Origin of the sequence: Paenarthrobacter nicotinovorans (assembly GCF_007670255.1) — a bacterium.
In the GTDB taxonomy this organism is placed as follows: Bacteria; Actinomycetota; Actinomycetes; order Actinomycetales; family Micrococcaceae; genus Arthrobacter; species Arthrobacter nicotinovorans_B.
The window spans coordinates 144,406-163,781 of record NZ_SZVS01000007.1 but is presented as its reverse complement, the minus strand read 5'-3'; the positions used below and the strand labels follow the sequence as shown (position 1 = coordinate 163,781).

Sequence of the window (19,376 nt, the reverse complement as noted above, 5' to 3'; positions counted from 1 at the left end):
TACTTGGGTAGGCGGGGCTCAGCGGTTCCGGATCAGCGCCGCGATCTCCGTAAATCCGAGCCGCTCTGCGTTCTGCAGGGCGGTTCGGCCTTCGGGGTCGCGGATGTCCGGATCAGCCCCGGCCTCGAGCAACTGCCGCACCACGTCCTGCTGCTTCGGTCCGCCATTGTTGAGCAGGATCGCTTCCTGCATCGCGGTCCAGCCCAGGTTGTTCACGTGGTTGACCGGCACACCGGCGGCGATCAGGATCCGCACCGTGTCCGTATGCCCGTGCTCGCTCGCGGGGATCAGTGCTGTGCCGCCGTACCTGTTGATGCTGCGGACGTCGGCCCCTGCTTCCAACGTCAGCTGGAGGACTTCGTTGAACCCTTCGGCCCCTGCATAGAGGAACGCGGAGTCCTGGATGGAGTCTTTGGCGTTCACGTTCCCGCCCGCCGCGATCAGCTCCCGGGCCCGGACGGGATCGTTGGCTTTCGCGGCGAGGATCAGGAGCCGGTCGGTTTCCCTTTGCGCCTCGGGAGACAGTGGCGTTAGGGTCACCACGGCAGGGGACGACGACGCCGGGCCCGGGCTCGCGGTGGACGCTGCGGTTGGGCTGGGAGCTCCGGGAGTCGTGGCCGCGCTGGGAGGCGACGGCACCGCCGTCGAACCTGCCGGGCCAGGCGCCGCGGCCGGCGCGCAGCCGGCCACGAGCGCGGCGAGCACCAGTGCCGCACCCGCGGCCGGGCCGCGAACCTTCATCAGGTTCATCAAGCCGGGACTACTTCGCCGCGGCCAGGGCGTCGGCTCCGGCGGTCGCGCAGGCTTCGTCGAGGGCACCGTCGGGGGCGCCGCCGACGCCGATACCCGCCACCGATACACCGTTCACCTTCAGCGGCACGCCACCGGAGAGGAACAAGGTGCCGGGCAGGTCGGCGATGGATGGGCCGTTGCCGTTGACGCGCTTGGCCAACTCGCTGGTGGGAGCACCGAAGGCCGCAGCGGTGTAGGCCTTCTGCTTTGCGGCCTCGATGGTGTGCTCAGCGGCGTTGTCTCCGCGAAGAAGTGCCTGGACGGTACCGAAACGGTCAACCAGGGCAACGGTCACGAACGGCAGCTTGTCGGCCTGGCACTTGGCGAGCGCCGCGTTGACGGCCTTGCTGGATGCACCGACGGTGATGCGGTTCTGGGCTACGACGTTCTCCGGTGCCGGCTGGACGTCCGCCGGAATCTTGGCTGCTGAGGCCTCAGGCACCGCGGACGGTGCAACGGCGTTGGCCACGGCTGTGATCCCGCCGGTGAGCAACAGTGCTCCGGCAGCGGGGGCGGCAAGCATCTTGTTGGGCTTCTTCATGGGTTCTCCTTGGAATGTTCCGGGGTACAACTCCATGCTTCCGCTGGGCACAACAAAGCACATCGGCCCAACGCAGCGCCCAACCTCAGCCTTTCCGGCTCCAGTATCAGCCAAAAGGTGGAGAGACCTTCAGCGGCCCGGGACCTAGCATGGAAAGAGCGCCATCAACCGAACGGGAACCATCCATGACAGCAGGCACCAAGCCGCCGGCCGACGGCCAAAAGGACGGCCGCATCGACGTGGTGGTGCACCTCGGATTCGCGGTGCTCATGGTCGCATCCGGCGTCCGGTACATCATGCGCCACTCCCCCTCGGACAACCTCTGGACCGTGGCCCTGGCCGCCGCAGTGTGCGCGCTTTACGCCGTGACGGCCGCGCTGGCCCGGCCCATGCCGGCCACGGACCGGATGCAACGCCGGAACGGGCCCAACCAGTCCCGCAAGCAACGCCCGAACCTGTGGATTCCGTGGATGATCGCCTTGGTTGCAGCCTGGTCCACCCTTGTCATCGTTGCCCCGAGCTTCGCCTGGTGCTCCTTCGCCATCTTCTTCCTGACGCGCAGGGCTTTCAGCGGGTGGGCGGGCTACACCGCCAGCGGAGTGACCGCAGCGGCCACCGCCGTCGGGCTGTTCCGGATGAGCGACTGGACCGACGTGGCCATGTTGCTCGGGCCGCTGGCCGCCGGCGCCCTGCTCACCCTGATCTACGACAAGATCGAGCGCGACCAGGAGCAGTTGGCCGCCACCGAACGCGAAGCCGGAATCATCGCCGAACGCGAGCGCGTGTCCCGGGAAATCCACGACACCGTCACGCAGGGCCTCGCCAGCAGTTTGCTCCTCCTTGAGGCGGCGCAGCGTTCCTGGCCCGAGGGTTCGGCCCGGGAGGACGTCGCCAAGGCGTCCGGGCTGCTGAGGCGAAACCTCGCCGACACCCGCAGCCTGGTGCACGAACTTTCCGCCCCCGGCTTGGAATCCGAGCCCCTTCCGGAGGCCCTGCAGCACGCCGCGCGCCAGTACGTGGAGTCCATCGACGTCCACGTCACCGGGCAAGCGCGGCCCGTCCCCGCCGAGGTCCGCCATGCCTTGCTCCGCGTGACCCAGAGTGCGGCCGCCAACATCAAGCTCCACGCGCACGCGGACCACGCCAGCGTGACCCTCGGGTACCTCCCGGAGGCGGTCACTTTGGACGTGTACGACGACGGCCGCGGCTTCGATCCCGCAGCGATACCTTCACCGTCGCCCACCGGAGGGTACGGCCTGCGGGCCATGCGGCAACGGGTGGAACAGCTGGGTGGAGAATTGTCCGTGGAGAGCACGCCGGGCGAAGGAACGATCATCGCGGCGCAGCTGCCGCTCACCCCGCCGACGCGGCCATCAAGGGAGGGCTTGTGACCACCATTTCCGTGCTGCTTGTGGATGACCACACCGTGGTCCGCAGCGGACTCAAGGCGCTGCTGGGCACCCAGCCCGACATCGCCGTCGTCGGCGACGTCTCCTCGGGTGAGGAAGCGCTGGAAGCTGTCCAGGAACATGCGCCCGCTGTGGTGCTGATGGATCTGTCAATGGGCGCCGGGATGGACGGCATCGAGGCCATCAAAAAGCTCCGCCAACACAACCCGAAGCAGGCGGTGATTGTGTTCACCACCTACGACTCCGACGCCGACATCGTCCGGGCAGTGGACGCCGGAGCCATGGGGTACCTGCTCAAGGACGCCGCGCCCGAAGAGATCTTCGCGGCCGTTCGCGGCGCCGTCCAGGGCAAAAGCGTCATGAGCGCTCCGGTGGCTTCGAGGCTGTTCCAGCACATGCGGAACCCTGACGAAGTGCTCACGCCCCGGGAGGCGGAACTGCTCAGCCTCCTGACCCAGGGCCTCAGCAACCGGGACCTTGGCAAACGCCTCTTCATCTCCGAAGCCACGGTCAAGACACACCTGGCCCACATCTATGCCAAGCTCGGGGTCGAGACCCGGGCGGCGGCCATAGCCACGGCCATCCGCCGCGAGGGGATGCGGTAAAGGCAGCCGTTGGTTACGCTGACCGTATGTCGGACACAACGGGTCGCAGAATGTTCACTACTCCGGGGACGGCTTTGTTGGTCCGGGGAGTCCTCGCCATACTTTTTGGGCTCTTGGTGCTGGTGTTGCCAAATGCCGCGGTGTTCGCCGTCGTGGTGGTGTTCGGTTTCTTCGCGATCATCGACGGCGTCACCAGCGTTGCCCACTATTTTTACGATCCTGCCGGCCGCTCCGTCTGGAGCCTGGTGGGTGGATTCGTTTCCATCGCCGCCGGCATCCTGGCCATCGCATGGCCCGGTATCACGGCTGCCGCGATCGGCATCCTCATCGGCTTGTGGGCCTTGATGCTGGGAATCTCGCAGATCATCCTGGCGCTGGCTGCCCGCAGCTTCATCCGCAGCTGGGGCCTGTGGCTGCTGACCGGCCTGATCACTACGGTTTTCGGGATTGTCGTCCTGGTCAACCCAGGTGTAGGGCTGTTGGGACTTACGGGCATGCTGGCAGCCTTCGCCATCGTGACGGGGTTGCTGCTGATCGCTTCGGGCATCGGACTCCGCAAGTTGGCCACCAACCGGATGCTGTACCGGTACTAGTCCCGGGGACGCACGGCCCAAGGCGACGGTATTAAGCCGCAGGGGGATGCGCTCAGCGCCAAGTTCGGTAAGTTAGTGGCTGTGAAGATAGCTACTTGGAATGTGAACTCCCTCCGCGCCCGAGCCGACCGCGTGGAGGCCTGGCTTGAGCGCAGCGACTGCGATGTCCTGGCCATCCAGGAGACCAAGTGCAAGGACGAAAACTTCCCCTGGGAACTCTTTGAGCGCATGGGGTACGAGGTAGCGCACTTCGGCGTGAACCAGTGGAACGGCGTTGCCATCGCCTCCCGCGTGGGCTTGGAGGACGTGGAACGCACGTTCGTGGACCAGCCCGCTTTCGGCAAGGCCGGCAAGGACCCGGCCCAGGAAGCCCGCGCCATCGCAGCCACCTGCGGCGGTATCCGCATCTGGAGCCTGTACGTTCCCAACGGCCGCTCCCTGGACGACGAACACATGCCGTACAAGATCAAGTGGCTCGAAGTCCTGCGCGGCCAGGCTGCCGAGTGGGTCCAGGCCGACCCCAACGCCCAGATCGCACTCATGGGTGACTGGAACATCGCCCCCTTCGACGACGACGTCTGGGACATCGAGCTCTTCCGCAACAACAACTACACCCACGTCAGCGAACCGGAGCGGGCAGCGTTCCACGCGTTCGAAACCGCCGGATTCACCGACGTCGTACGTCCTTACACGCCGGGTCCCGGCGTCTACACGTACTGGGACTACACGCAGTTGCGCTTCCCGAAGAAGGAAGGCATGAGGATCGACTTCTGCCTCGCATCGGCCCCTCTCGCCGCAAGGGTCACAGGCGCGTCGATTGACCGTGAGGAGCGCAAGGGTAAAGGCGCATCCGATCACGCTCCAGTGATTGTGGAGCTCACAGACTAGGCAACACTGACTCGATATGAAAGGGGCTGGCCGGACATGAGCGGAAACCTGTACAGGGGCCAGGCCGGTCTGCCCTTTTCTTCGTCGCTGCGGGTCTACGAGCCCCTCGAGGCTTTCCCTCCCGAGCAGCAGCGCCAGCTCGTGGCGGAGGGCAGCAAGGCAGGTTCCCGGGCCGCCGTCGAAAATGCGGAGCTCCAGGCCTCGCTGGGACGCATCACGCGCTCGGGCGGTGACCCCTTCCCGACCGGCCGCACCGATCTGGTGCGCATGACCCGGGTCCCGATCGGGCGCCACGCCGCGCCGTCCAATGAAGAGGACGACGCCGGGCGGGTACTTTACTGCCCCAGCCAACTGGTGATTCGGGCCGGCTTGGCGGCCAACGCGCTCATGGACGGGGTGCACAGTCCGCTGGCCGACCTGCTCATCCCTGTCTCGCAGAGGGACAAACACCAACAACGGATCGACCGGATCAATGCCCGGGAAGATGCCAAACGCGTCCACACCCGGGCCTCCACCTGGGGAATCCCGTTCAGCTGGTTCTCGCTTTTTGCCGAGTCGGACCGCAAGGACGTGGTGGAATCGGAGGGGCGGATCCTCACCGTGCGGGTGTGGACGCCGCTGACCGAGGCTTTGGAAAGGGCGCGGTTTTCCGTGGCCCATCTGGCACTGGCGGCCCCGGACCTGGACATGCTCGACGACCTGACCCAGCTCACCGAATGGCTTGAACTGTTCCACGTTCAGTCCATGGTGGAGCTGGATTACGGTGCTGTGGCAGACAAGGTGTACCCCGACGATTCGCCCATGGACGTCCGGCTGGGCATCGAATGCCTGGCGGAGGGTGACATGACCGGCGCCGCTGCGGCCTACAGGCGGCTTGCCTCCCGGTGGATTCCCATCCGGCAGCTGGCGCGCGCTTCCTAGTTTGAGCTGTAGGGCGGTGCCGTTGTCTCGCGGATGATCAGATGGTGCGGCGCCACTTCCGAGTGGACGGCGCCGGGGTTGCCGTCGAGCTCGTCCAGCAGCATCCGGGTAGCCAGTTCCGCTTGGTTGTCGGGACGTTGACCAACAGTGGTCAGGCCGAGTGAGGACGAAAAATCGTGGTCATCGATGCCGATGACGGACAGGTCCTCCGGGACCCTGACTCCGTGCCGTCCGGCCTCAAAGATCACGCCCATGGCCATTTCGTCGGACGAGCAGAAAATCGCCGTCGGCTTGCGCCCGGGCTGGCTCCACAGCCGATTGAAGGCCTGCTGCCCACTCGCCACGGTGAAATCGCCCCACTGGTCCCATTCAGGGCGCACTTCCAGGCCGGCGTCTGACATGACTTCCTGGAAGGCTCGGATACGCACGCGGGGAACGTCGAAGTTCAAGTCCGTTTCGTCGTCGCCATGAAGCAAGGCGATGTCCTTGTGTCCCAAATCCAGCAGGTGTTTCACGGCGGTGGATGCGGCGTCGTAGTCGTTGATGCCAATGTAGGCGCAATCCTCAACGTGGCCACCCACCACCACCAAGGGGATGTCGATCTTGTGGAGGTGCTCCAATTCATCCTCCGTCAAGGACATGCAGAGCACCAACAGGGCGTCGATCTGTTTGTAGACCATGGTGGAACTGAAGAGCCGCTCGCGGTTGCTGCCGTGGCCGCCCAGGTTGAACAAGGAGAGGTTGTACTTCCTTGAATGGAGTTCACGGTCGGCGCCCTCAATGGCTTTGGAGAAAAACCAGCGGCTGACGAAGGGAGCAAGGACGCCAATGGTGCGGGTGCGGCCCGTCGCCAGCCCGGAGGCCGACGACGACGCCACATAACCCAGCTCACCGGCGACCCTGAGGATCTTCTCCCGCGTTGCCGGAGAAACCCGTGGCAAGCCACGCACTGCCCGTGAGACAGTCGCCGTCGAGACTCCGGCCGCAACGGCAACGTCCTCGATACTGACGCCGGCATGGCCGCCGCGTTGGGACCGCTCGTTCGTCTTTGCCACTGAAGCCCCCTTTTTGGTGCATGCCGAAAGCCGAGGGCTCGTTCCCGGACGGCACCTTACAGCCTATTCCGCCTGCCTGCCGATCGCCGACTTCGTGCAGCTTGTTTCGACGTCGGTCAGGTACTGTTCTCTCCTAACCAAGCCGCCGCGTGGTGCGCCGGGGCAACTTGCTGCGCAGCCGGAGCATGCCCCAGAGCGCCAGCACCACGGCCAGAAGACCGAGCGCCCAGCCCCAGGCCGACTGTCCTGTGAGTTCCATCGAAACGGTGGCGATCAGGAGCACCAGGCCCCAGAAAGCCAGGAAGCCGATGATGATGTCGAAATCCTCCGCGGAACGCACCCTTTTGTTGCCCGCATCGGGTTTCGTGGGCGAGGCCCGCCGTCGATCACCGTAACCTGTCACTTGACGGCACCCGCCGTGAGACCCGCAACGATCTTGCGCTGGAAGACCAATACCAGGACCACCAACGGAATGGTGACCACGGTACCCGCTGCCATGACAGCCGTGTACGGTTCCTGGTGGGGCTGTGCACCGGCAAAGTAGGCGATGGCTACAGTGACCGTCTTGGTTGCGTCATTGGACAACTGGCTGGCGATAAGGAATTCATTCCAGGAGGCAATGAAGGCCAGGATTGCCGTGGTGAACGTTGCTGGCGCTGCCAGCGGAAGGATCACTTTCCGGAAGGCCTGCCCCTGCGTGCAACCGTCGATCCTTGCCGCTTCCTCGAGCTCCCACGGCATTTCACGGAAGAACGAGGTCAACGTATAAACCGTCAGTGGAAGAACGAAGGAGATGTTCGGAATGATCAGCGCCTGGTAGGTGCCGAACCAGCCGATGTTGGTGAACAGCTGGAACAGCGGGGTTACCAAGGCGACGCCCGGGAACATCGAAGCGCCCAGGATGAAGCCGAGGACCACGAACTTGAACCGGAAATTCAACCGGGCCAGCGCGTAGGCGGCAAAGACGCCGACCAGGAGCGCAACGACTGTCGTGACAGCGCCAACGATGAGGCTGTTCAACAGGTTCCGGCCGAAGTGGTTGCCCAGGCTCTCGTCGAACACTGTGGCGAAGTTGTCCCACGTGACGTGGGTAAAGAACGGCGTAGTGTCGAACGTGTACCCGACTTCCCGGAAGGCCGTGACAACCATCCAGTAGAAGGGTGCCAAGCACCAGATGAGGATGATGACGGCACTGATGTAAGTGCGCAGTGACCCCCAGTTGAAGGCGCGCTTGGGTCGTTCAACCGGAGTGGCGGACGTTTTGGAAGCTGTGGCTGTGCTCATCTCACTTGGCCTTTCCGGAAGATGTGGCTGCATCCACGGCGTTCGCCCCGAGGAAGCGGACGAAGATAAAGGCCACAAGGAAGATCACCAGGAATGTAATGGTCGATAGCGCCGCCGCTGTATTGAACCCTTGCCTGATTTGTTGCACGACAAGGATGGACAACGTGGTGGTGCCGTTGGCGCCCTGGGTCATGATCGCGGGAAGGTCGTACATGCGCAGTGCGTCCAGGACGCGGAACAGGATGGCTACCATCAGTGCCGGCCTGACCAACGGAAGCGTGATCAAACGGAAGCGCTGCCATGTGGACGCGCCGTCGACTTTGGCTGCTTCGTAAACTTCATCAGGAATCAGTTGCAGGCCTGCCAGGATCAACAGCGCCATAAACGGCGTCGTCTTCCAGACGTCGGCAATGATGATGGCCCACTTGGCCGGCCATTCCGAACCTGTCCACAGGATTTGGGTTCCGAACAGCTTGTTGGCGATACCTTCGAAGGCGAAGATGAAGAACCAGAGCTTGGCGGTGACGGCCGTTGGAATGGCCCACGGCACCAGGACGGCTGCGCGGATCAGGCTGCGGCCACGGAAAGCACGGGCCATGATGATCGCCATCCAGAAGCCGAGGATGGTCTCAAAAGCGACCGTAACTGCCGTGAAGAAGAACGTCGTCCCCATTGAATCCCAGAACTGGGCTCCGAGTGTTCCCGGAGGACAGGCGACGGATCCGCCGCCGGGGGCGGTGCACTGCTGCAACAGCCAGTGTGTGTAGTTTTCAAATCCGGCCGGGCCGCCTTCTGAGAAGAACCCGGTGGCGGGGTCAAGGCCTGAGTCCTTCTGGAAGGACATGATGATTGCGTTGAGCACCGGGTAGATGATCACGATGGCCAGAAGGATGAGCGACGGCGCCAGGAGGGTGTAGGCCCAGCGTCCTTGCGTGAGTTGCTTCCGGTCGGCGCTTTCACGGCTTGGCATTGTGTGCTTGGAAGCGGTCGCCGTGTCTGGTTTTTGTAATTCTGTTGACATGTCAAGACTCCTGTCAGGGAGAAGGCCGTGGCCGGAGTCCGGCTGCCCGCCACTCAGGAACGGGCAGCCGGACTTAGCCCGGGTGGTTACTTAGCTCCGGCCGACTCAATAGCCGCTTGCATGTCGGAGATTGCCGAGTCCACGGTCTTCTCTCCCTTGAGGGCGGCATAGGCGTTATCCTGCACAGCCTTGGTGACGGCGGGGTAGAACGGCGTCACGGGGCGCGGAACCGCGTTCTCGATGGACGTCTTCAGCACCGGGAGGTACGGCAGCTTGGTCACGAGTTCCTGATCGTCATAGAGCTTGGTCAGGACAGGGGCCAGCGAACCCTGGGTAGCGTAGAAGCGCTGCGTTTCCTCGCTGGTGATGAACTTGATGAAGTCCGCAACCGTTGCCTTGTTCTTGGAGTACACGCTCATGGCGATGTTGTGGCCACCCAGCGAGGAGGCACCGGGGCCATCCTTGCCCGGGAGGGGAGCCATCTTGAAGGTGTCCTTCACAGTGGACGAGCCGTCGGTCTTGGCCAGGTTGTACACGTACGGCCAGTTGCGGTGGAAGAGGAGCTTGCCGGCTTCGAAGGCCTGGCGTCCCTGCTCTTCCTGGAAGGTTATTGCCTCGGTCGGGATGTTGCCATCCTTGTAGGCGTTGACCAGGTTGGTGAGGCCCGCCTTGGCTTCACTGGAGTTCACGGCAGCCTTGCCGGACTCATCAACAATCTTGCCGCCTGCGGAGTTGATGGCTTCGGCCGCGTTGACCGTGAGGCCTTCATACTTCTGGAACTGGCCTGCGTAGCAGCCGATGTTGTTCTGCTTGGCGATGTCGCACATCTTCATCATCTCGTCCCACGTCTTGGGCGGGTTGGGCACCAAGTCGCCGCGGTAGTAGAGGATGCCACCGTCCGAGCTCTGTGGAGCCGCGTAGAGGGTGTTGTTGTACGTGGCGCTCTTGACCGTGGACTCGAGCATGCCGTCCGTGGAGATCGCTGTCTTGTCCTTCAGCGGCTGGAGCCATCCCTTGGCGGCGAATTCCGCCACCCAGATGAGGTCAACGCTCATGACGTCGTAGTTGGCGTTCTTGGCCTGGAAGTTCTGCACCAGGTCATCGTGCTGCTGGTCGGCCTGGTCGGACTGCTCCTTGAACGTTACTTTCTCGTTCGGGTGCGCAGCATTCCACTTTTCAATAAGCGGCCGGACAACGTTGCTGTTGTCCTTGCCTTGGACGTAGGTGATCGGCCCACGGCCGTCAAGGTTGTTGGCTGCATCGCCGCTGGCACCTCCGGAGTTGGTGCCGCCGCCGCCACCTCCGCCACCACAGGCGGTAAGGGACAGAGCCAGGACTCCGGCGACAGCTGCCGGGAGCAGGAACTTTTTGGATTTCATGCTGGGAACTCCTCGGTGAGTGGACCAGGTTTTTCCGCGGTGCGGTTGATGTGGTGAGCATCACAATAGTCATGTGATTGCAAAAAATGCAAGCGCTTACACGCGCCGTGACCGCAACGATACAAAGTAGTCTGATTATTTGCCGTGGCGGGGCCCTAAGGTGGGGTGTTTTCGAGTCAAGCCGCCCACATATTCCTCGGGCAGGCCGCCTTCGCGGAAGGCCCTTTCCCGGGCGTTTTCATCCTGTTTCGATTTGATTGCCCAGTATTGCCTATGGAACAGTGGGAAGCGTGGATGAACTCGAAGCACTACAGACCATCGGACGGCTCATCAAAGAGGAACGCCTTGCCCAGGGTCTGAGCCAGGTGCAGTTGGCCAAACAGGCCGGGACTGCCATCAAGACGGTGCGGACGCTGGAATCAGGTACGCGGCGCACCCAGGAAATCAACCAGCGCAAGCTTGAGCATGCGCTGGGTTGGCGGGCGGGGTCCGTGTCCGAGGTACTCAAGGGCAAGTCGAATTTCGCGCCGGACATGATCACACCGGACGACATGCGCTCAAGCGACGTTTCGCGGCAAGCAGGGCCCCATGTTGCGGTTCCCGCTGCCCCCATCGCGCGGGCTTCGCACCTGTCCGACGAAGAACTCCTGGCCGAGCTCACCTACCGGATGATGCAGCGCAACAGGGACTGATGAGCTAGGCACCGGCTTTGCGTCTGACCATTTCAGTGATCCAAACCGGGGCGAAGGGTGAAGTGCAGTTCGGCGGCGTCGGATAATCCTTCAGCACTTCCAGACGCTCACCAATATCCAGTGCACGGTCGCGATATTCCGGGTGCTCAATTCCGATTTGTGCCAGGCAATTGTTCATTGCCCACTGCAAACGCTCCGGAGCCTCCTTCATTTCTGCTTCAATAATGTCCAGCAATTTCCCCAGGTCCAGGCCCTCAGGCTTTTTGACGATGCGCTCCGAGGTCAATGCCCAGCCCGCGCTGGCCACCACAGGATCGGGGTCGGAAAACCAAGCCACCCGCAGATCTTCGGCTGCTGGATTCTTCTTGACCACGTAATTCACCAGCCAGTCGTGCACCTTTGGTGCGCGGGCCTCCCGCAGCATTGCATCCAGCTCGTTTTGGTCGTAAGACTTTGGCCGGCAGATCAGGAGGGAAAGCAGTCGGGCCGCGGTATCTCCCGTGGACCACAGTTCACGGGCCAAGTCGGGTTGGACCTTGAGCCGCTTGGCTATGGCCCGCAGTTTTCCGAGATTTACACCGTGATCGTCGCCGTGCTTTTCGTTTATTTCGCGGGCCCGGGGATCCTCCAGCGCGGCAAGCTCCGCGCGGATGTCTGCGACGGAAGCCTCCAGCGCACTGACTGTTTCCATGTCAGCGCACCCGCTCGGCCTTGGTGAACCGTGACCGAGCCCCGGAAACCATATGCACCAGAACGGGGGTCTTCCGGCCGATGACAAGATCCAAGGCCTCAACCAGTTGCGAGATTTCCGCGGCCAGAAGGTGCGGTGCCACGCCTTGCCGGGGTTGAACCCGTATGCGAAGGCCCGGCCGGCCCCTGAACTCGTAGGTTGCAACGGACGCACCTGCAAGGTCGGTCCGCTCCGCCAATGCTGACCGGAGTGCTTGTTCGGCGACGCCACCGCCTATCCTTACTTCGCCGTCGACGTCGCTGTCATCGCTGCTGGCCACCAGCAGGTTAGCCCGACCCTTGCCTTGCTGCGACAGCCACGCAATCATGGCGACGATGACGACCACCAGGACCACGCCGGCCACGATCCAGAGCCAGCTCTCTTCACGGCCCGGGAAGCGGGTCTGCCGGAACGCATTTTCCGCTTCGGCCCAAACCCCGGCCGCCCAACCGTGCCACCAAGCCGCCACCGCGGGAACGGTAGCCAGCAGCAGGAGCAATAGGCCGACAGCCAGGAGTTTGAACCCGATGATGAACAGCAATACGCGGTTCAGTGCCCGAGGTGTCCCGTTCAAGCTCCGATCACCCCCGAAGTCGCCAGGTTGACCCGCACTGTTGGCATGGGCACCGGCGACATCTCTTCGAGCTCAGCCTGGACCGCGGCGAGTACAGCCTCGCGGCTCACCCTGCTCCCGGACGTTGGCCGGACGTTGACCACCACGGTTTGGCGGGAAACCACCACCATGACTTGTTCCTGGGTGACGTTGGCGGCCGTCCGTGCTCGACGGGCCAGCGCCGAGGCCAGCACTTCGTCATCAACCACGACGGCGGTACGCGGGTCGCGGAGCAGATGGCGTGCCCGACGCCCGGGCAGTACAGCTTGGAGGAGGAAGAAGAGGCCTGCCATGGCGATCACGGCTCCGCTCGCTCCCAGTAAGAGAGGCGAAATGCCCTCTGGAAGGGCGATGATCCGTTCGGCTGCAGTTGTGGGGTCAACCAGCCACGGCGGCTGCCCGACGGCACGGACCCCTGCTTCCAGCAACGCGTACACGCAGAGGACGATGACCAGCACCGCTGCAATGACGGCTGCGGCGGCCCGGGACGAATGGGTCTCCCGGCGCAGAATACGACTCATTTCAGGGTCTTCCCCCGCCACAGGGGTAGCCCCGTGGTTTTGGTCCGGGCCGACAGCCAGGAACTTCTCCGTTTCCTGATCCTGCGTCATTGAACGCGGCCTCCCTCCCTGACGTGGGCCCCACTGATCCTGATATCCACCCTGCTTAATTGGGATCCGCTCAGCCGGGTCACCGACTCAAGGACAACAGCTTTTGCAGCAACGGCCCGGTCCCAAATGGAGCCACCGAAGCCCTGAACGCGTCGGGGATCCCGCAATACTTCCGTCAAAGCCGGGACGCTGATGGGTGCCACGATCGACAAAGCCAGCAGGCCGTCGTCGTCCGTCCAATCAGCGCGGATGTCACTGGCCTCGACACCGAGCGCCTCAGCGGCGGCGGCTCGGGCAAGGGAAGTCAAAGCCTGGGTACTGATCCGGTTGTGGCCGGCCAGGCTGGTGGTGTGTTCCACAGCCTCAGCCACGCTCATGATGAGGAGCGCCGGCCCGTAATGGCGTCGAGGACGCTTCGCAGATCCAGTTTCCCGTCGGCGGCCCGGCCCAGGAGCGCTCCGATTCCCATGAAGAGCAGCGAGATTACGAAGCCCCACAGCCCGAACGAGAACGACATGAACGCTACGAAGGCTCCAATTGCGATTCCGACTACGGTCATGCTCATTGAAGTGCCTCCCTTTCCACCACGACGGTCTTGGCTCCGGCCTGTTTGGCCGGCGGCGCAATGAAGACATCGGTGATCTCGATGTTTACTTCGATCACTTGGAGGCCAACAAGTTCCTCGACGGCGCGGTACACCGCGGCCCTGACCTGGTTGGCGACGCCATGCAAGGGATGACCGTAGAGGGCAACCAGCGTGATGTCCACGGCAACCTGGGTTTCGCCCACCTCGGCGCGGACGCCCGCTGCGTGGTCTGAACTTCCTACGGCGTCACGGATCGCGCCAAGAGCACGGGAAGGACCTGATCCGAGGGAGTAGACTCCCGGCACTGCCCGGGCGGCGATGCCCGCCACTTTCGCCACGGCCGCTTCCGAGATGATGGTGCGTCCCGTCCCGGGAATTTCGCCCCCGGGCACAGGATCCGGCTGCACGTTCTGGACTTCCATGGAGCACTCCCCTTCTCTTGAGTACCACCCTAGCGTCTAGCTGCGACGCTTTGGAGACAAAGGGATGCGCGCGGCGCCTAGGCGCAGTTCTTCTCCACCCAGGCCGGGATGGGCTTCATCAGTTCCTCGAACTGGCCGTCGCCGTACTTGGTGAGATCCGATCCCGCGGACTCGGTAAAGTTGCGGAGTTTTTCGAAGGCCGGCTTCAGCTCTTCGGGCACCTTGCCTTGCGCCTTGGACAACTCGTCCTTGGCCTTTTGGACTTCCGCAGGGTCGCCGCCGGTAATGGCCGCCATGGGGAGGATGGTGACGCTGAGCAGCGATGCACTCACCGCGATACAAGCCTCCGACATGGACGCGTATTGTCCGTAGGCGCCGCCGGTTCCCGTGGACGTGCTGGTAGATGTGCTCGGGCTGGCCGAAGCGGAGCTTGACCCATCTTCCGCGGCCGGCGCCTTGGATGAGGCTGCGTTCGATGCCGACGGCGTGCTTTGAGCGGCTGGCGCCGGAGCAGAGCAAGCGCTGAGCGTCAGCATTGCGACGAGACCGGCAGCGGCAGCGAAGCGACCGGAAGCAGACAGGCGTGAACGTTCCATGATTTCCCCCAAGGATGATGAAAAGACAATTCGATAGGCTAAGAATACGTCGAGGATGCAGCGGGGGCCAAAGACGTTATCCACAGGCACCGGTTTCCGGCTGGGAGCCGACCGAATGCCCTGCTTAGACTGGCCGCCACACCGTCGAACAGCTGTTGGGGAGCACGTCATGTCACGCGTTACGATTGCCGCTTTATTCATCGCGGCTGCAGTGATTCTCACCGGCTGCCAGGGCGGGCCCGGTCCCAGCGCTTCGCCTTCAGGACCGGGCACGACGCCGGCGCCCACCTTGAGCGTCTCGGTTCCGGCGGCCTCGGCTACTCCTACTTCTACCGGCGTCTACAAGCCCGCGGATGCGAAGGGAAAAGCCGAGAACGTGCCGGTTCCCGTGATGCCGGAGCTGGCGAAGGAGAACTCGAAGGCGGGGTTGGAGGCGTTTATTGGGTACTGGTACGCGCAGCAAAATTACGCGATGGAAACGGGAGATCAGACCGAGTGGTCAAAACTCAGCTCCCCAGGGTGTTCGACCTGTAAACGAATCGAAAAGGGGATCAATGACAGCTATATCAACGGCCGCTGGTCTGTGGGCGGCAACATCTCGCTCCCTGCTATTGAGCCAATTTGGGTAATGGACGCCAACGTACAGCAATCAAAGGTCCAAGTGGTGCAGAAACAGATCGAGTACTTCAACCCCGATGGGACAGTTGGAAGGCCTTCAGAGCCAGCCAGCAACTCAGCATTCGCCTTACTCGCCACACACAAAACGGCTGGGTGGATGGTGGTCGACCTTGGCGTCATCGACTAGCCCACGCCGCTGTGCCAGCGCCTTGAATAATTCAGCACCAGTTCTTCTTGCATTCGTCTGCATGCTCTTTCTGATGCCGATCGTGCAGGCTAACGCGGAAGCCGAGTGGGCGGGATATAACAACGAACGCGACGCGCTCGATATTACAAGCCGGTTCCGAATCGATCCTTCGACAGGACTGCTAAACCCCGCCCTCGGACAGTCGACAAATATGCCCACAGTTGCAGACCCGAATCAGTACATGGCCGACACCCATTGCCGCGCCGATGGGCCCGACACTAAAGATCCCGCCTGTGATGCGCTCGAATGCCCTGCCCAAGCCACTGGCGGGCAGTCAGGGACGCCAGTCATCTGGAAAGAAGCGCCGAAGGCCATTACAAATCCCGGCTGGACAGACTGGATCCCCGTCAGCGGCCCCACTTGCTTGTACGGCGCCCAACCCGGGAACGTCCTGGCCGACATCGCTGCCCGGATCCTCACCGATTTCCGGCAACTCCCCGTCAACCCCGGAACACTTCAAGCCCAGCCGTTCCCCCACACCCTCAAAGGCGCACCTACCAACTTTTACACCAGCACAACGGCACAGACCTTCGACGTCACCATCCTCGGCCAAGCAGTCCAGCTCACCGCCACCCCGACCAGCTACACCTACACCTTCGGCGACGGCACCGCCCTCGGCCCCACACCAGCCACCGGCTACCCCATCCCCCAAAGCGAATGGCTCACCACCGACACCCGCACCAGCCACACCTACACAAACACCGGCAACTACCCAGCCACCGCCGCCACCACTTTTACCGGCACCTACTCGGTCAACAACGGCCCACCCCTGCCCATCAACGGAACCCTGAACCTCACCACTCCGGCCATCACCATCCAGGTCTGGAAAACAGAACGAGCCCTCGTCGCCGACACCTGCGAACAAAATCCCCAATCCTGGGGCTGCCCCGGCACCGAACCAACCCACTAAGGCCTCGACACCGCCGCTTCCTGACCCGTTTTGAACCCGAAACAGCTCGAACCCGCCGGAAAATCACGTCATCCCACCTCAAACAAGGTCCGGAAGCCACACAAAGGCCCAGCCGCGGGCCGCCACCACCCACTTTGATCACGAAACCTCCGGTGACACTCCACTCCAACGGCGCGTCCAGGCCATCACAGTTCCAAAGTCGGTGCTGACGGCACGCGCAAAGACGGGAACCACGGGTTAAAAGAAGAAAAGCACCAGTTCCGAAGAACCGATGCTTCCCAGTGGTGGCTCCGACCGGCGTCGATCCGGTGACCTTTCGATTTTCAGTCGAACGCTCTACCAACTGAGCTACAGAGCCTAGGTGACATGTCACCTTGAGAACCGAATTGCTTCGGCGCTCAGAGCGACCCTGACGGGACTTGAACCCGCGACCTCCGCCGTGACAGGGCGGCGCGCTAACCAACTGCGCTACAGGGCCTTGCGTTTGCAGTATCTCTACTGCGTTTTTTTCAAGGCTTCTAGCTTACCAGACTTTTTTCGTCCGATTTACCACTTCCTTGCGTACCCCCAACGGGATTCGAACCCGTGCCGCCGCCGTGAAAGGGCGGTGTCCTAGGCCGCTAGACGATGGGGGCCTGAACTCAATTCGGATTTTGCAAAGAAAAGGGACGCTTTATGCGTTCTTTCCGTGTCTCGCTCGTCCGAACTGGACTCTAAAACTTTAGAGCATAGATGCCGATATTCCCAAATCGAGCTCTGCGGGCGCTCGTAGACCCCCGCGCAGGCACCGGAAGGCCGCGGGCAAACTTTGGCAGGATCTTGCCCTGACGCGTCCGAAAACCGCCAGCCTGCCAAGGCGATGCCCGGATAGATTTGGCTCATGACAACCACTTCCCCGGCCGAACCCAGCCAACCGTCCCCGGGCTTGCCTCCGCGCACCACCCCCGCGCCAGGAGCAGCCATCAGCAAAGCCGGCATCGCAGCGGTCGTAGTCACGGTCGTGCTCTGGGCTTCGGCCTTCGTCGGCATCCGGGCGGTCGGCCCAAGCTTCTCCCCCGGGTCCTTGACCCTGGGACGGTTGGCGGTTGCCGCCGTCGTGCTTGGCATCGTCGTCCTGCCGACCCTGAAAGTCTGGCCGCGCGGGCGGGAGTGGCTGCCCATCGTGGCTTACGGGGTGATGTGGTTCGGCGGCTACAACGTGGCCCTGAACGCCGCCGAACACATGCTCGACGCCGGCACCAGCGCCATGCTGATCAACGTCTCGCCCATCCTCATCGCCATCCTCGCCGGCGTCGTACTCAAGGAGGGCTTTCCCCGCTGGCTGTTGATCGGCAGCGCAGTGGCCTTCTGCGGTGTCGCGATGATCGCCTTGGGTTCGGGACAGCGTTCGACGGCGGATGTCGCCGGGGTGTTGTTGTGCCTCCTGGCCGCTGTGCTCGCCTCCGTGAGCGCGATCCTGCAGAAACCCGTGCTCCGCAAGTTCTCCGCAGGCCAGGCAACCTGGTTCGGCATCATGATTGGTGCGTTGTGCTGCCTGCCTTGGGCGGGCCAGCTGGTGGCCGAGGTCCAAGCTGCGCCGCTTCCGGCCACGCTCGGCCTGGTGTACCTGGGCGTTTTCCCCACGGCCATCGCCTTCACCACGTGGGCCTATGCGCTCTCGCTCATCTCGGCCGGCAAGCTGGCAGCCACCACATACCTGGTTCCGGGCACGACCATCCTGATTTCGTGGGCTGTCCTCCAGGAAGTTCCCACCATCTGGGGATTGATCGGTGGCGTGGTGTGCCTGGTGGGCGTCGGGCTGACCCGGCGCCGCTCGCGCTGACGGGGCGCATCGGTCCGCCGCCAGCCCGGCGCGGCAACAGCTAGCGGGCCATCTCTGCCAAGAGTTCCCGGTGCGTGGGAGGGTTGGCTCCCCGACGCCCTACGGTAATGGCCGCAGCCATCGACGCAATGTTGCCGATGCGTTCGAGCACGGTAGGCGCGAGTCCGTCACTGCCTCGGAGCAACAACCCCATGATCAGTGCTGACATGTAGGAATCACCGGCACCAATGGTGTCGGCCACGGTGGACGGCACGGCGCGGACCCGGATCTGTATGTGGCGGGTTGCCATCAACGAACCCTTGGCACCCTCGGTCATCACTGCCAAGGTGGTGCCCAGCGTCAGAAGATGGCTCGCGATGTCTTCCAGCGCCTTGCCCGGATAGAGCCAGTGCGCATCCGAGGCACTCATCCTGACAACGTCGGTCAGTGGAACAATCTCTTCGAACGTGGTGAGTGCCTCGTGGTGGCTGCCCAGCAGATCAGTGCGGATGTTGGGATCGTAGGTGACCATGCACCCGCCCTGCGCCTGTTCCAGCAAGCTCCGGACCGACCCCGCCCCTGGTTCCAGGAACGTCGCGATGGACCCTGTGTGCAGAATCCTCGGCGCATACGGCAGGGCAAGTGGAGCCAGCGCCCACTCAATGTCGAAGGTATAGGCGGCCGAGCCGTCGGCAGCTATACGGGCTGTCGCCGTCGCGGTCTTCCCCATCGACTGGGACCCGGGCAGCAGCACCACGCCGGCGCTCTGCAGGTGCGCGGCGATGGCGTCTCCGCGCTGGTCCCTGCCGATAGCCGTCAGCAAGCCGGCTTTCACGTCCAGCCGACCCAAGCCATAGGCAACGTTGGTGGGCGATCCGCCGGGGTACTCGGCCTGCCCGTCGGGCGACTGCACGATATCGATCAGCGCCTCACCCACCACGACGACGTCGAGGGGTTCAGACATGGGGGAAGCGGTGGAAGTCATGCGGTTCCTGTGTCTATGCGGAAGGGACTGAGTTCAGTATCCCTCATCACAGACAGGGCCCCAATACTGCCACAGCA

Annotated in this window: 24 protein-coding genes and 3 tRNA genes; 9 read left to right on the top strand and 18 right to left on the bottom strand. The window is 63.2% G+C overall.

Features of this window, described 5'->3' with window-relative positions:
* Window positions 1-18 precede the first annotated feature (18 nt).
* Together FDP28_RS12775 and FDP28_RS12770 are read right to left on the bottom strand one after the other, a co-directional pair.
* A complete protein-coding gene (locus tag FDP28_RS12775; RefSeq protein WP_260842460.1) occupies window positions 19-750 on the bottom strand; it encodes an ankyrin repeat domain-containing protein in 732 nt (243 codons plus the stop codon).
* A 10-nt stretch (window positions 751-760) separates the two neighbouring features.
* Window positions 761-1,333, bottom strand: a complete 573-nt coding sequence (locus tag FDP28_RS12770) for a GlcG/HbpS family heme-binding protein (protein ID WP_144661812.1) — start codon at window positions 1,331-1,333, stop codon at window positions 761-763.
* A 185-nt stretch (window positions 1,334-1,518) separates the two neighbouring features.
* On the opposite strand from FDP28_RS12770, the gene FDP28_RS12765 reads away from it, so the two are divergent.
* The 5 genes from FDP28_RS12765 to FDP28_RS12745 all read left to right on the top strand — a co-directional run bounded on the left by FDP28_RS12765 (window position 1,519) and on the right by FDP28_RS12745 (window position 5,749).
* Entirely contained in the window at window positions 1,519-2,724 is a 1,206-nt protein-coding gene (locus FDP28_RS12765; protein WP_144661811.1) for a sensor histidine kinase, read from the top strand.
* On the top strand, window positions 2,721-3,347 hold the full coding sequence (locus tag FDP28_RS12760) for a response regulator (protein ID WP_144661810.1): 627 nt from the start codon (window positions 2,721-2,723) through the stop codon (window positions 3,345-3,347). The genes FDP28_RS12765 and FDP28_RS12760 overlap by 4 nt, the downstream gene beginning before the upstream one ends.
* A gap of 26 nt (window positions 3,348-3,373) precedes the next feature.
* On the top strand, window positions 3,374-3,940 hold the full coding sequence (locus FDP28_RS12755; RefSeq protein WP_144661809.1) for an HdeD family acid-resistance protein: 567 nt from the start codon (window positions 3,374-3,376) through the stop codon (window positions 3,938-3,940).
* Window positions 3,941-4,021: 81 nt separating this feature from the next.
* Window positions 4,022-4,828 (top strand): exodeoxyribonuclease III, encoded by an 807-nt coding sequence (locus FDP28_RS12750; RefSeq protein ID WP_144661808.1) that lies wholly within the window; start codon window positions 4,022-4,024, stop codon window positions 4,826-4,828.
* Between the two features lie 36 nt (window positions 4,829-4,864).
* Window positions 4,865-5,749 carry a DUF8083 family protein gene (locus tag FDP28_RS12745; RefSeq protein WP_144661807.1) on the top strand — a complete coding sequence of 295 codons (885 nt, stop codon included), beginning with the start codon at window positions 4,865-4,867 and terminating at the stop codon, window positions 5,747-5,749.
* Here FDP28_RS12745 and FDP28_RS12740 read toward each other — a convergent pair.
* The 5 genes from FDP28_RS12740 to FDP28_RS12720 form a co-directional block, all read right to left on the bottom strand.
* Window positions 5,746-6,804 carry a LacI family DNA-binding transcriptional regulator gene (locus tag FDP28_RS12740; RefSeq protein ID WP_144661806.1) on the bottom strand — a complete coding sequence of 353 codons (1,059 nt, stop codon included), beginning with the start codon at window positions 6,802-6,804 and terminating at the stop codon, window positions 5,746-5,748. The two genes, FDP28_RS12745 and FDP28_RS12740, sit on opposite strands and share 4 nt — an antisense overlap.
* A gap of 133 nt (window positions 6,805-6,937) precedes the next feature.
* Window positions 6,938-7,207, bottom strand: a complete 270-nt coding sequence (locus tag FDP28_RS12735; RefSeq protein WP_144661805.1) for a hypothetical protein — start codon at window positions 7,205-7,207, stop codon at window positions 6,938-6,940.
* Complete coding sequence (locus FDP28_RS12730) at window positions 7,204-8,088, bottom strand: carbohydrate ABC transporter permease (protein ID WP_144661804.1); 885 nt, start codon at window positions 8,086-8,088, stop codon at window positions 7,204-7,206. The genes FDP28_RS12735 and FDP28_RS12730 overlap by 4 nt, the downstream gene beginning before the upstream one ends.
* A 1-nt stretch (window position 8,089) precedes the next feature.
* Window positions 8,090-9,109: a carbohydrate ABC transporter permease gene (locus tag FDP28_RS12725; protein WP_373458807.1), complete on the bottom strand. Its 1,020-nt coding sequence runs from the start codon at window positions 9,107-9,109 to the stop codon at window positions 8,090-8,092.
* 86 nt (window positions 9,110-9,195) lie between these two features.
* Window positions 9,196-10,488 carry an ABC transporter substrate-binding protein gene (locus tag FDP28_RS12720; RefSeq protein WP_144661803.1) on the bottom strand — a complete coding sequence of 431 codons (1,293 nt, stop codon included), beginning with the start codon at window positions 10,486-10,488 and terminating at the stop codon, window positions 9,196-9,198.
* A gap of 290 nt (window positions 10,489-10,778) precedes the next feature.
* Here FDP28_RS12720 and FDP28_RS12715 point away from each other — a divergent pair, with 290 nt between their 5' ends.
* Window positions 10,779-11,180 carry a helix-turn-helix domain-containing protein gene (locus FDP28_RS12715; RefSeq protein WP_144661802.1) on the top strand — a complete coding sequence of 134 codons (402 nt, stop codon included), beginning with the start codon at window positions 10,779-10,781 and terminating at the stop codon, window positions 11,178-11,180.
* A 4-nt stretch (window positions 11,181-11,184) separates the two neighbouring features.
* Here FDP28_RS12715 and FDP28_RS12710 read toward each other — a convergent pair whose 3' ends face one another.
* The 7 genes from FDP28_RS12710 to FDP28_RS12680 all read right to left on the bottom strand — a co-directional run bounded on the left by FDP28_RS12710 (window position 11,185) and on the right by FDP28_RS12680 (window position 14,738).
* On the bottom strand, window positions 11,185-11,871 hold the full coding sequence (locus tag FDP28_RS12710) for a DNA alkylation repair protein (RefSeq protein ID WP_144661801.1): 687 nt from the start codon (window positions 11,869-11,871) through the stop codon (window positions 11,185-11,187).
* Between the two features lies 1 nt (window position 11,872).
* Complete coding sequence (locus tag FDP28_RS12705) at window positions 11,873-12,484, bottom strand: hypothetical protein (RefSeq protein ID WP_144661800.1); 612 nt, start codon at window positions 12,482-12,484, stop codon at window positions 11,873-11,875.
* Complete coding sequence (locus FDP28_RS12700; RefSeq protein ID WP_144661799.1) at window positions 12,481-13,134, bottom strand: DUF6286 domain-containing protein; 654 nt, start codon at window positions 13,132-13,134, stop codon at window positions 12,481-12,483. Before FDP28_RS12700 ends, FDP28_RS12705 begins: the two co-directional genes overlap by 4 nt.
* The gene (locus FDP28_RS12695) at window positions 13,131-13,511 is read right to left on the bottom strand and encodes a hypothetical protein (RefSeq protein ID WP_144661798.1); all 381 of its coding nucleotides are present in this window, start codon (window positions 13,509-13,511) and stop codon (window positions 13,131-13,133) included. Before FDP28_RS12695 ends, FDP28_RS12700 begins: the two co-directional genes overlap by 4 nt.
* On the bottom strand, window positions 13,508-13,699 hold the full coding sequence (locus FDP28_RS12690) for a DUF2273 domain-containing protein (protein ID WP_144661797.1): 192 nt from the start codon (window positions 13,697-13,699) through the stop codon (window positions 13,508-13,510). The genes FDP28_RS12695 and FDP28_RS12690 overlap by 4 nt, the downstream gene beginning before the upstream one ends.
* Window positions 13,696-14,142: an Asp23/Gls24 family envelope stress response protein gene (locus tag FDP28_RS12685; protein ID WP_144661796.1), complete on the bottom strand. Its 447-nt coding sequence runs from the start codon at window positions 14,140-14,142 to the stop codon at window positions 13,696-13,698. Before FDP28_RS12685 ends, FDP28_RS12690 begins: the two co-directional genes overlap by 4 nt.
* A 77-nt stretch (window positions 14,143-14,219) precedes the next feature.
* Window positions 14,220-14,738 carry a hypothetical protein gene (locus FDP28_RS12680; protein WP_260842459.1) on the bottom strand — a complete coding sequence of 173 codons (519 nt, stop codon included), beginning with the start codon at window positions 14,736-14,738 and terminating at the stop codon, window positions 14,220-14,222.
* Window positions 14,739-14,907: 169 nt separating this feature from the next.
* Between FDP28_RS12680 and FDP28_RS12675 the strand changes: the two genes are divergently transcribed.
* Window positions 14,908-15,543 (top strand): DUF6318 family protein, encoded by a 636-nt coding sequence (locus FDP28_RS12675; RefSeq protein ID WP_144661795.1) that lies wholly within the window; start codon window positions 14,908-14,910, stop codon window positions 15,541-15,543.
* A gap of 241 nt (window positions 15,544-15,784) precedes the next feature.
* Complete coding sequence (locus tag FDP28_RS12670; RefSeq protein ID WP_144661794.1) at window positions 15,785-16,513, top strand: hypothetical protein; 729 nt, start codon at window positions 15,785-15,787, stop codon at window positions 16,511-16,513.
* A gap of 282 nt (window positions 16,514-16,795) precedes the next feature.
* Here the strand turns inward: FDP28_RS12670 and FDP28_RS12665 are convergent.
* The 3 genes from FDP28_RS12665 to FDP28_RS12655 form a co-directional block, all read right to left on the bottom strand.
* Window positions 16,796-16,871: transfer RNA gene (locus tag FDP28_RS12665), tRNA-Phe, on the bottom strand.
* Between the two features lie 46 nt (window positions 16,872-16,917).
* A tRNA-Asp gene (locus FDP28_RS12660) sits at window positions 16,918-16,991 on the bottom strand.
* A gap of 84 nt (window positions 16,992-17,075) precedes the next feature.
* Window positions 17,076-17,148 (bottom strand) — tRNA-Glu (locus FDP28_RS12655).
* A gap of 245 nt (window positions 17,149-17,393) precedes the next feature.
* On the opposite strand from FDP28_RS12655, the gene FDP28_RS12650 reads away from it, so the two are divergent.
* Window positions 17,394-18,335 (top strand): DMT family transporter, encoded by a 942-nt coding sequence (locus FDP28_RS12650; protein WP_144661793.1) that lies wholly within the window; start codon window positions 17,394-17,396, stop codon window positions 18,333-18,335.
* A 40-nt stretch (window positions 18,336-18,375) separates the two neighbouring features.
* Here FDP28_RS12650 and FDP28_RS12645 read toward each other — a convergent pair whose 3' ends face one another.
* Complete coding sequence (locus tag FDP28_RS12645; protein ID WP_144661792.1) at window positions 18,376-19,299, bottom strand: PfkB family carbohydrate kinase; 924 nt, start codon at window positions 19,297-19,299, stop codon at window positions 18,376-18,378.
* Window positions 19,300-19,376 lie beyond the last annotated feature (77 nt).

What these genes read in the sequence shown, in the direction of transcription:
- FDP28_RS12645 (WP_144661792.1), bottom strand. Translation starts at nt 19,299, where the DNA reads ATGACTTCCACCGCTTCCCCCATGTCTGAACCCCTCGACGTCGTCGTG.
- FDP28_RS12745 (WP_144661807.1), top strand. Translation starts at nt 4,865, where the DNA reads ATGAGCGGAAACCTGTACAGGGGCCAGGCCGGTCTGCCCTTTTCTTCG.
- FDP28_RS12690 (WP_144661797.1), bottom strand. Translation starts at nt 13,699, where the DNA reads ATGAGCATGACCGTAGTCGGAATCGCAATTGGAGCCTTCGTAGCGTTC.
- FDP28_RS12650 (WP_144661793.1), top strand. Translation starts at nt 17,394, where the DNA reads ATGACAACCACTTCCCCGGCCGAACCCAGCCAACCGTCCCCGGGCTTG.
- FDP28_RS12775 (WP_260842460.1), bottom strand. Translation starts at nt 750, where the DNA reads ATGAACCTGATGAAGGTTCGCGGCCCGGCCGCGGGTGCGGCACTGGTG.
- FDP28_RS12770 (WP_144661812.1), bottom strand. Translation starts at nt 1,333, where the DNA reads ATGAAGAAGCCCAACAAGATGCTTGCCGCCCCCGCTGCCGGAGCACTG.
- FDP28_RS12675 (WP_144661795.1), top strand. Translation starts at nt 14,908, where the DNA reads ATGTCACGCGTTACGATTGCCGCTTTATTCATCGCGGCTGCAGTGATT.
- FDP28_RS12720 (WP_144661803.1), bottom strand. Translation starts at nt 10,488, where the DNA reads ATGAAATCCAAAAAGTTCCTGCTCCCGGCAGCTGTCGCCGGAGTCCTG.
- FDP28_RS12680 (WP_260842459.1), bottom strand. Translation starts at nt 14,738, where the DNA reads ATGGAACGTTCACGCCTGTCTGCTTCCGGTCGCTTCGCTGCCGCTGCC.
- FDP28_RS12695 (WP_144661798.1), bottom strand. Translation starts at nt 13,511, where the DNA reads ATGAGCGTGGCTGAGGCTGTGGAACACACCACCAGCCTGGCCGGCCAC.
- FDP28_RS12670 (WP_144661794.1), top strand. Translation starts at nt 15,785, where the DNA reads ATGGCCGACACCCATTGCCGCGCCGATGGGCCCGACACTAAAGATCCC.
- FDP28_RS12725 (WP_373458807.1), bottom strand. Translation starts at nt 9,109, where the DNA reads ATGTCAACAGAATTACAAAAACCAGACACGGCGACCGCTTCCAAGCAC.
- FDP28_RS12700 (WP_144661799.1), bottom strand. Translation starts at nt 13,134, where the DNA reads ATGACGCAGGATCAGGAAACGGAGAAGTTCCTGGCTGTCGGCCCGGAC.
- FDP28_RS12710 (WP_144661801.1), bottom strand. Translation starts at nt 11,871, where the DNA reads ATGGAAACAGTCAGTGCGCTGGAGGCTTCCGTCGCAGACATCCGCGCG.
- FDP28_RS12765 (WP_144661811.1), top strand. Translation starts at nt 1,519, where the DNA reads ATGACAGCAGGCACCAAGCCGCCGGCCGACGGCCAAAAGGACGGCCGC.
- FDP28_RS12685 (WP_144661796.1), bottom strand. Translation starts at nt 14,142, where the DNA reads ATGGAAGTCCAGAACGTGCAGCCGGATCCTGTGCCCGGGGGCGAAATT.
- FDP28_RS12730 (WP_144661804.1), bottom strand. Translation starts at nt 8,088, where the DNA reads ATGAGCACAGCCACAGCTTCCAAAACGTCCGCCACTCCGGTTGAACGA.
- FDP28_RS12755 (WP_144661809.1), top strand. Translation starts at nt 3,374, where the DNA reads ATGTCGGACACAACGGGTCGCAGAATGTTCACTACTCCGGGGACGGCT.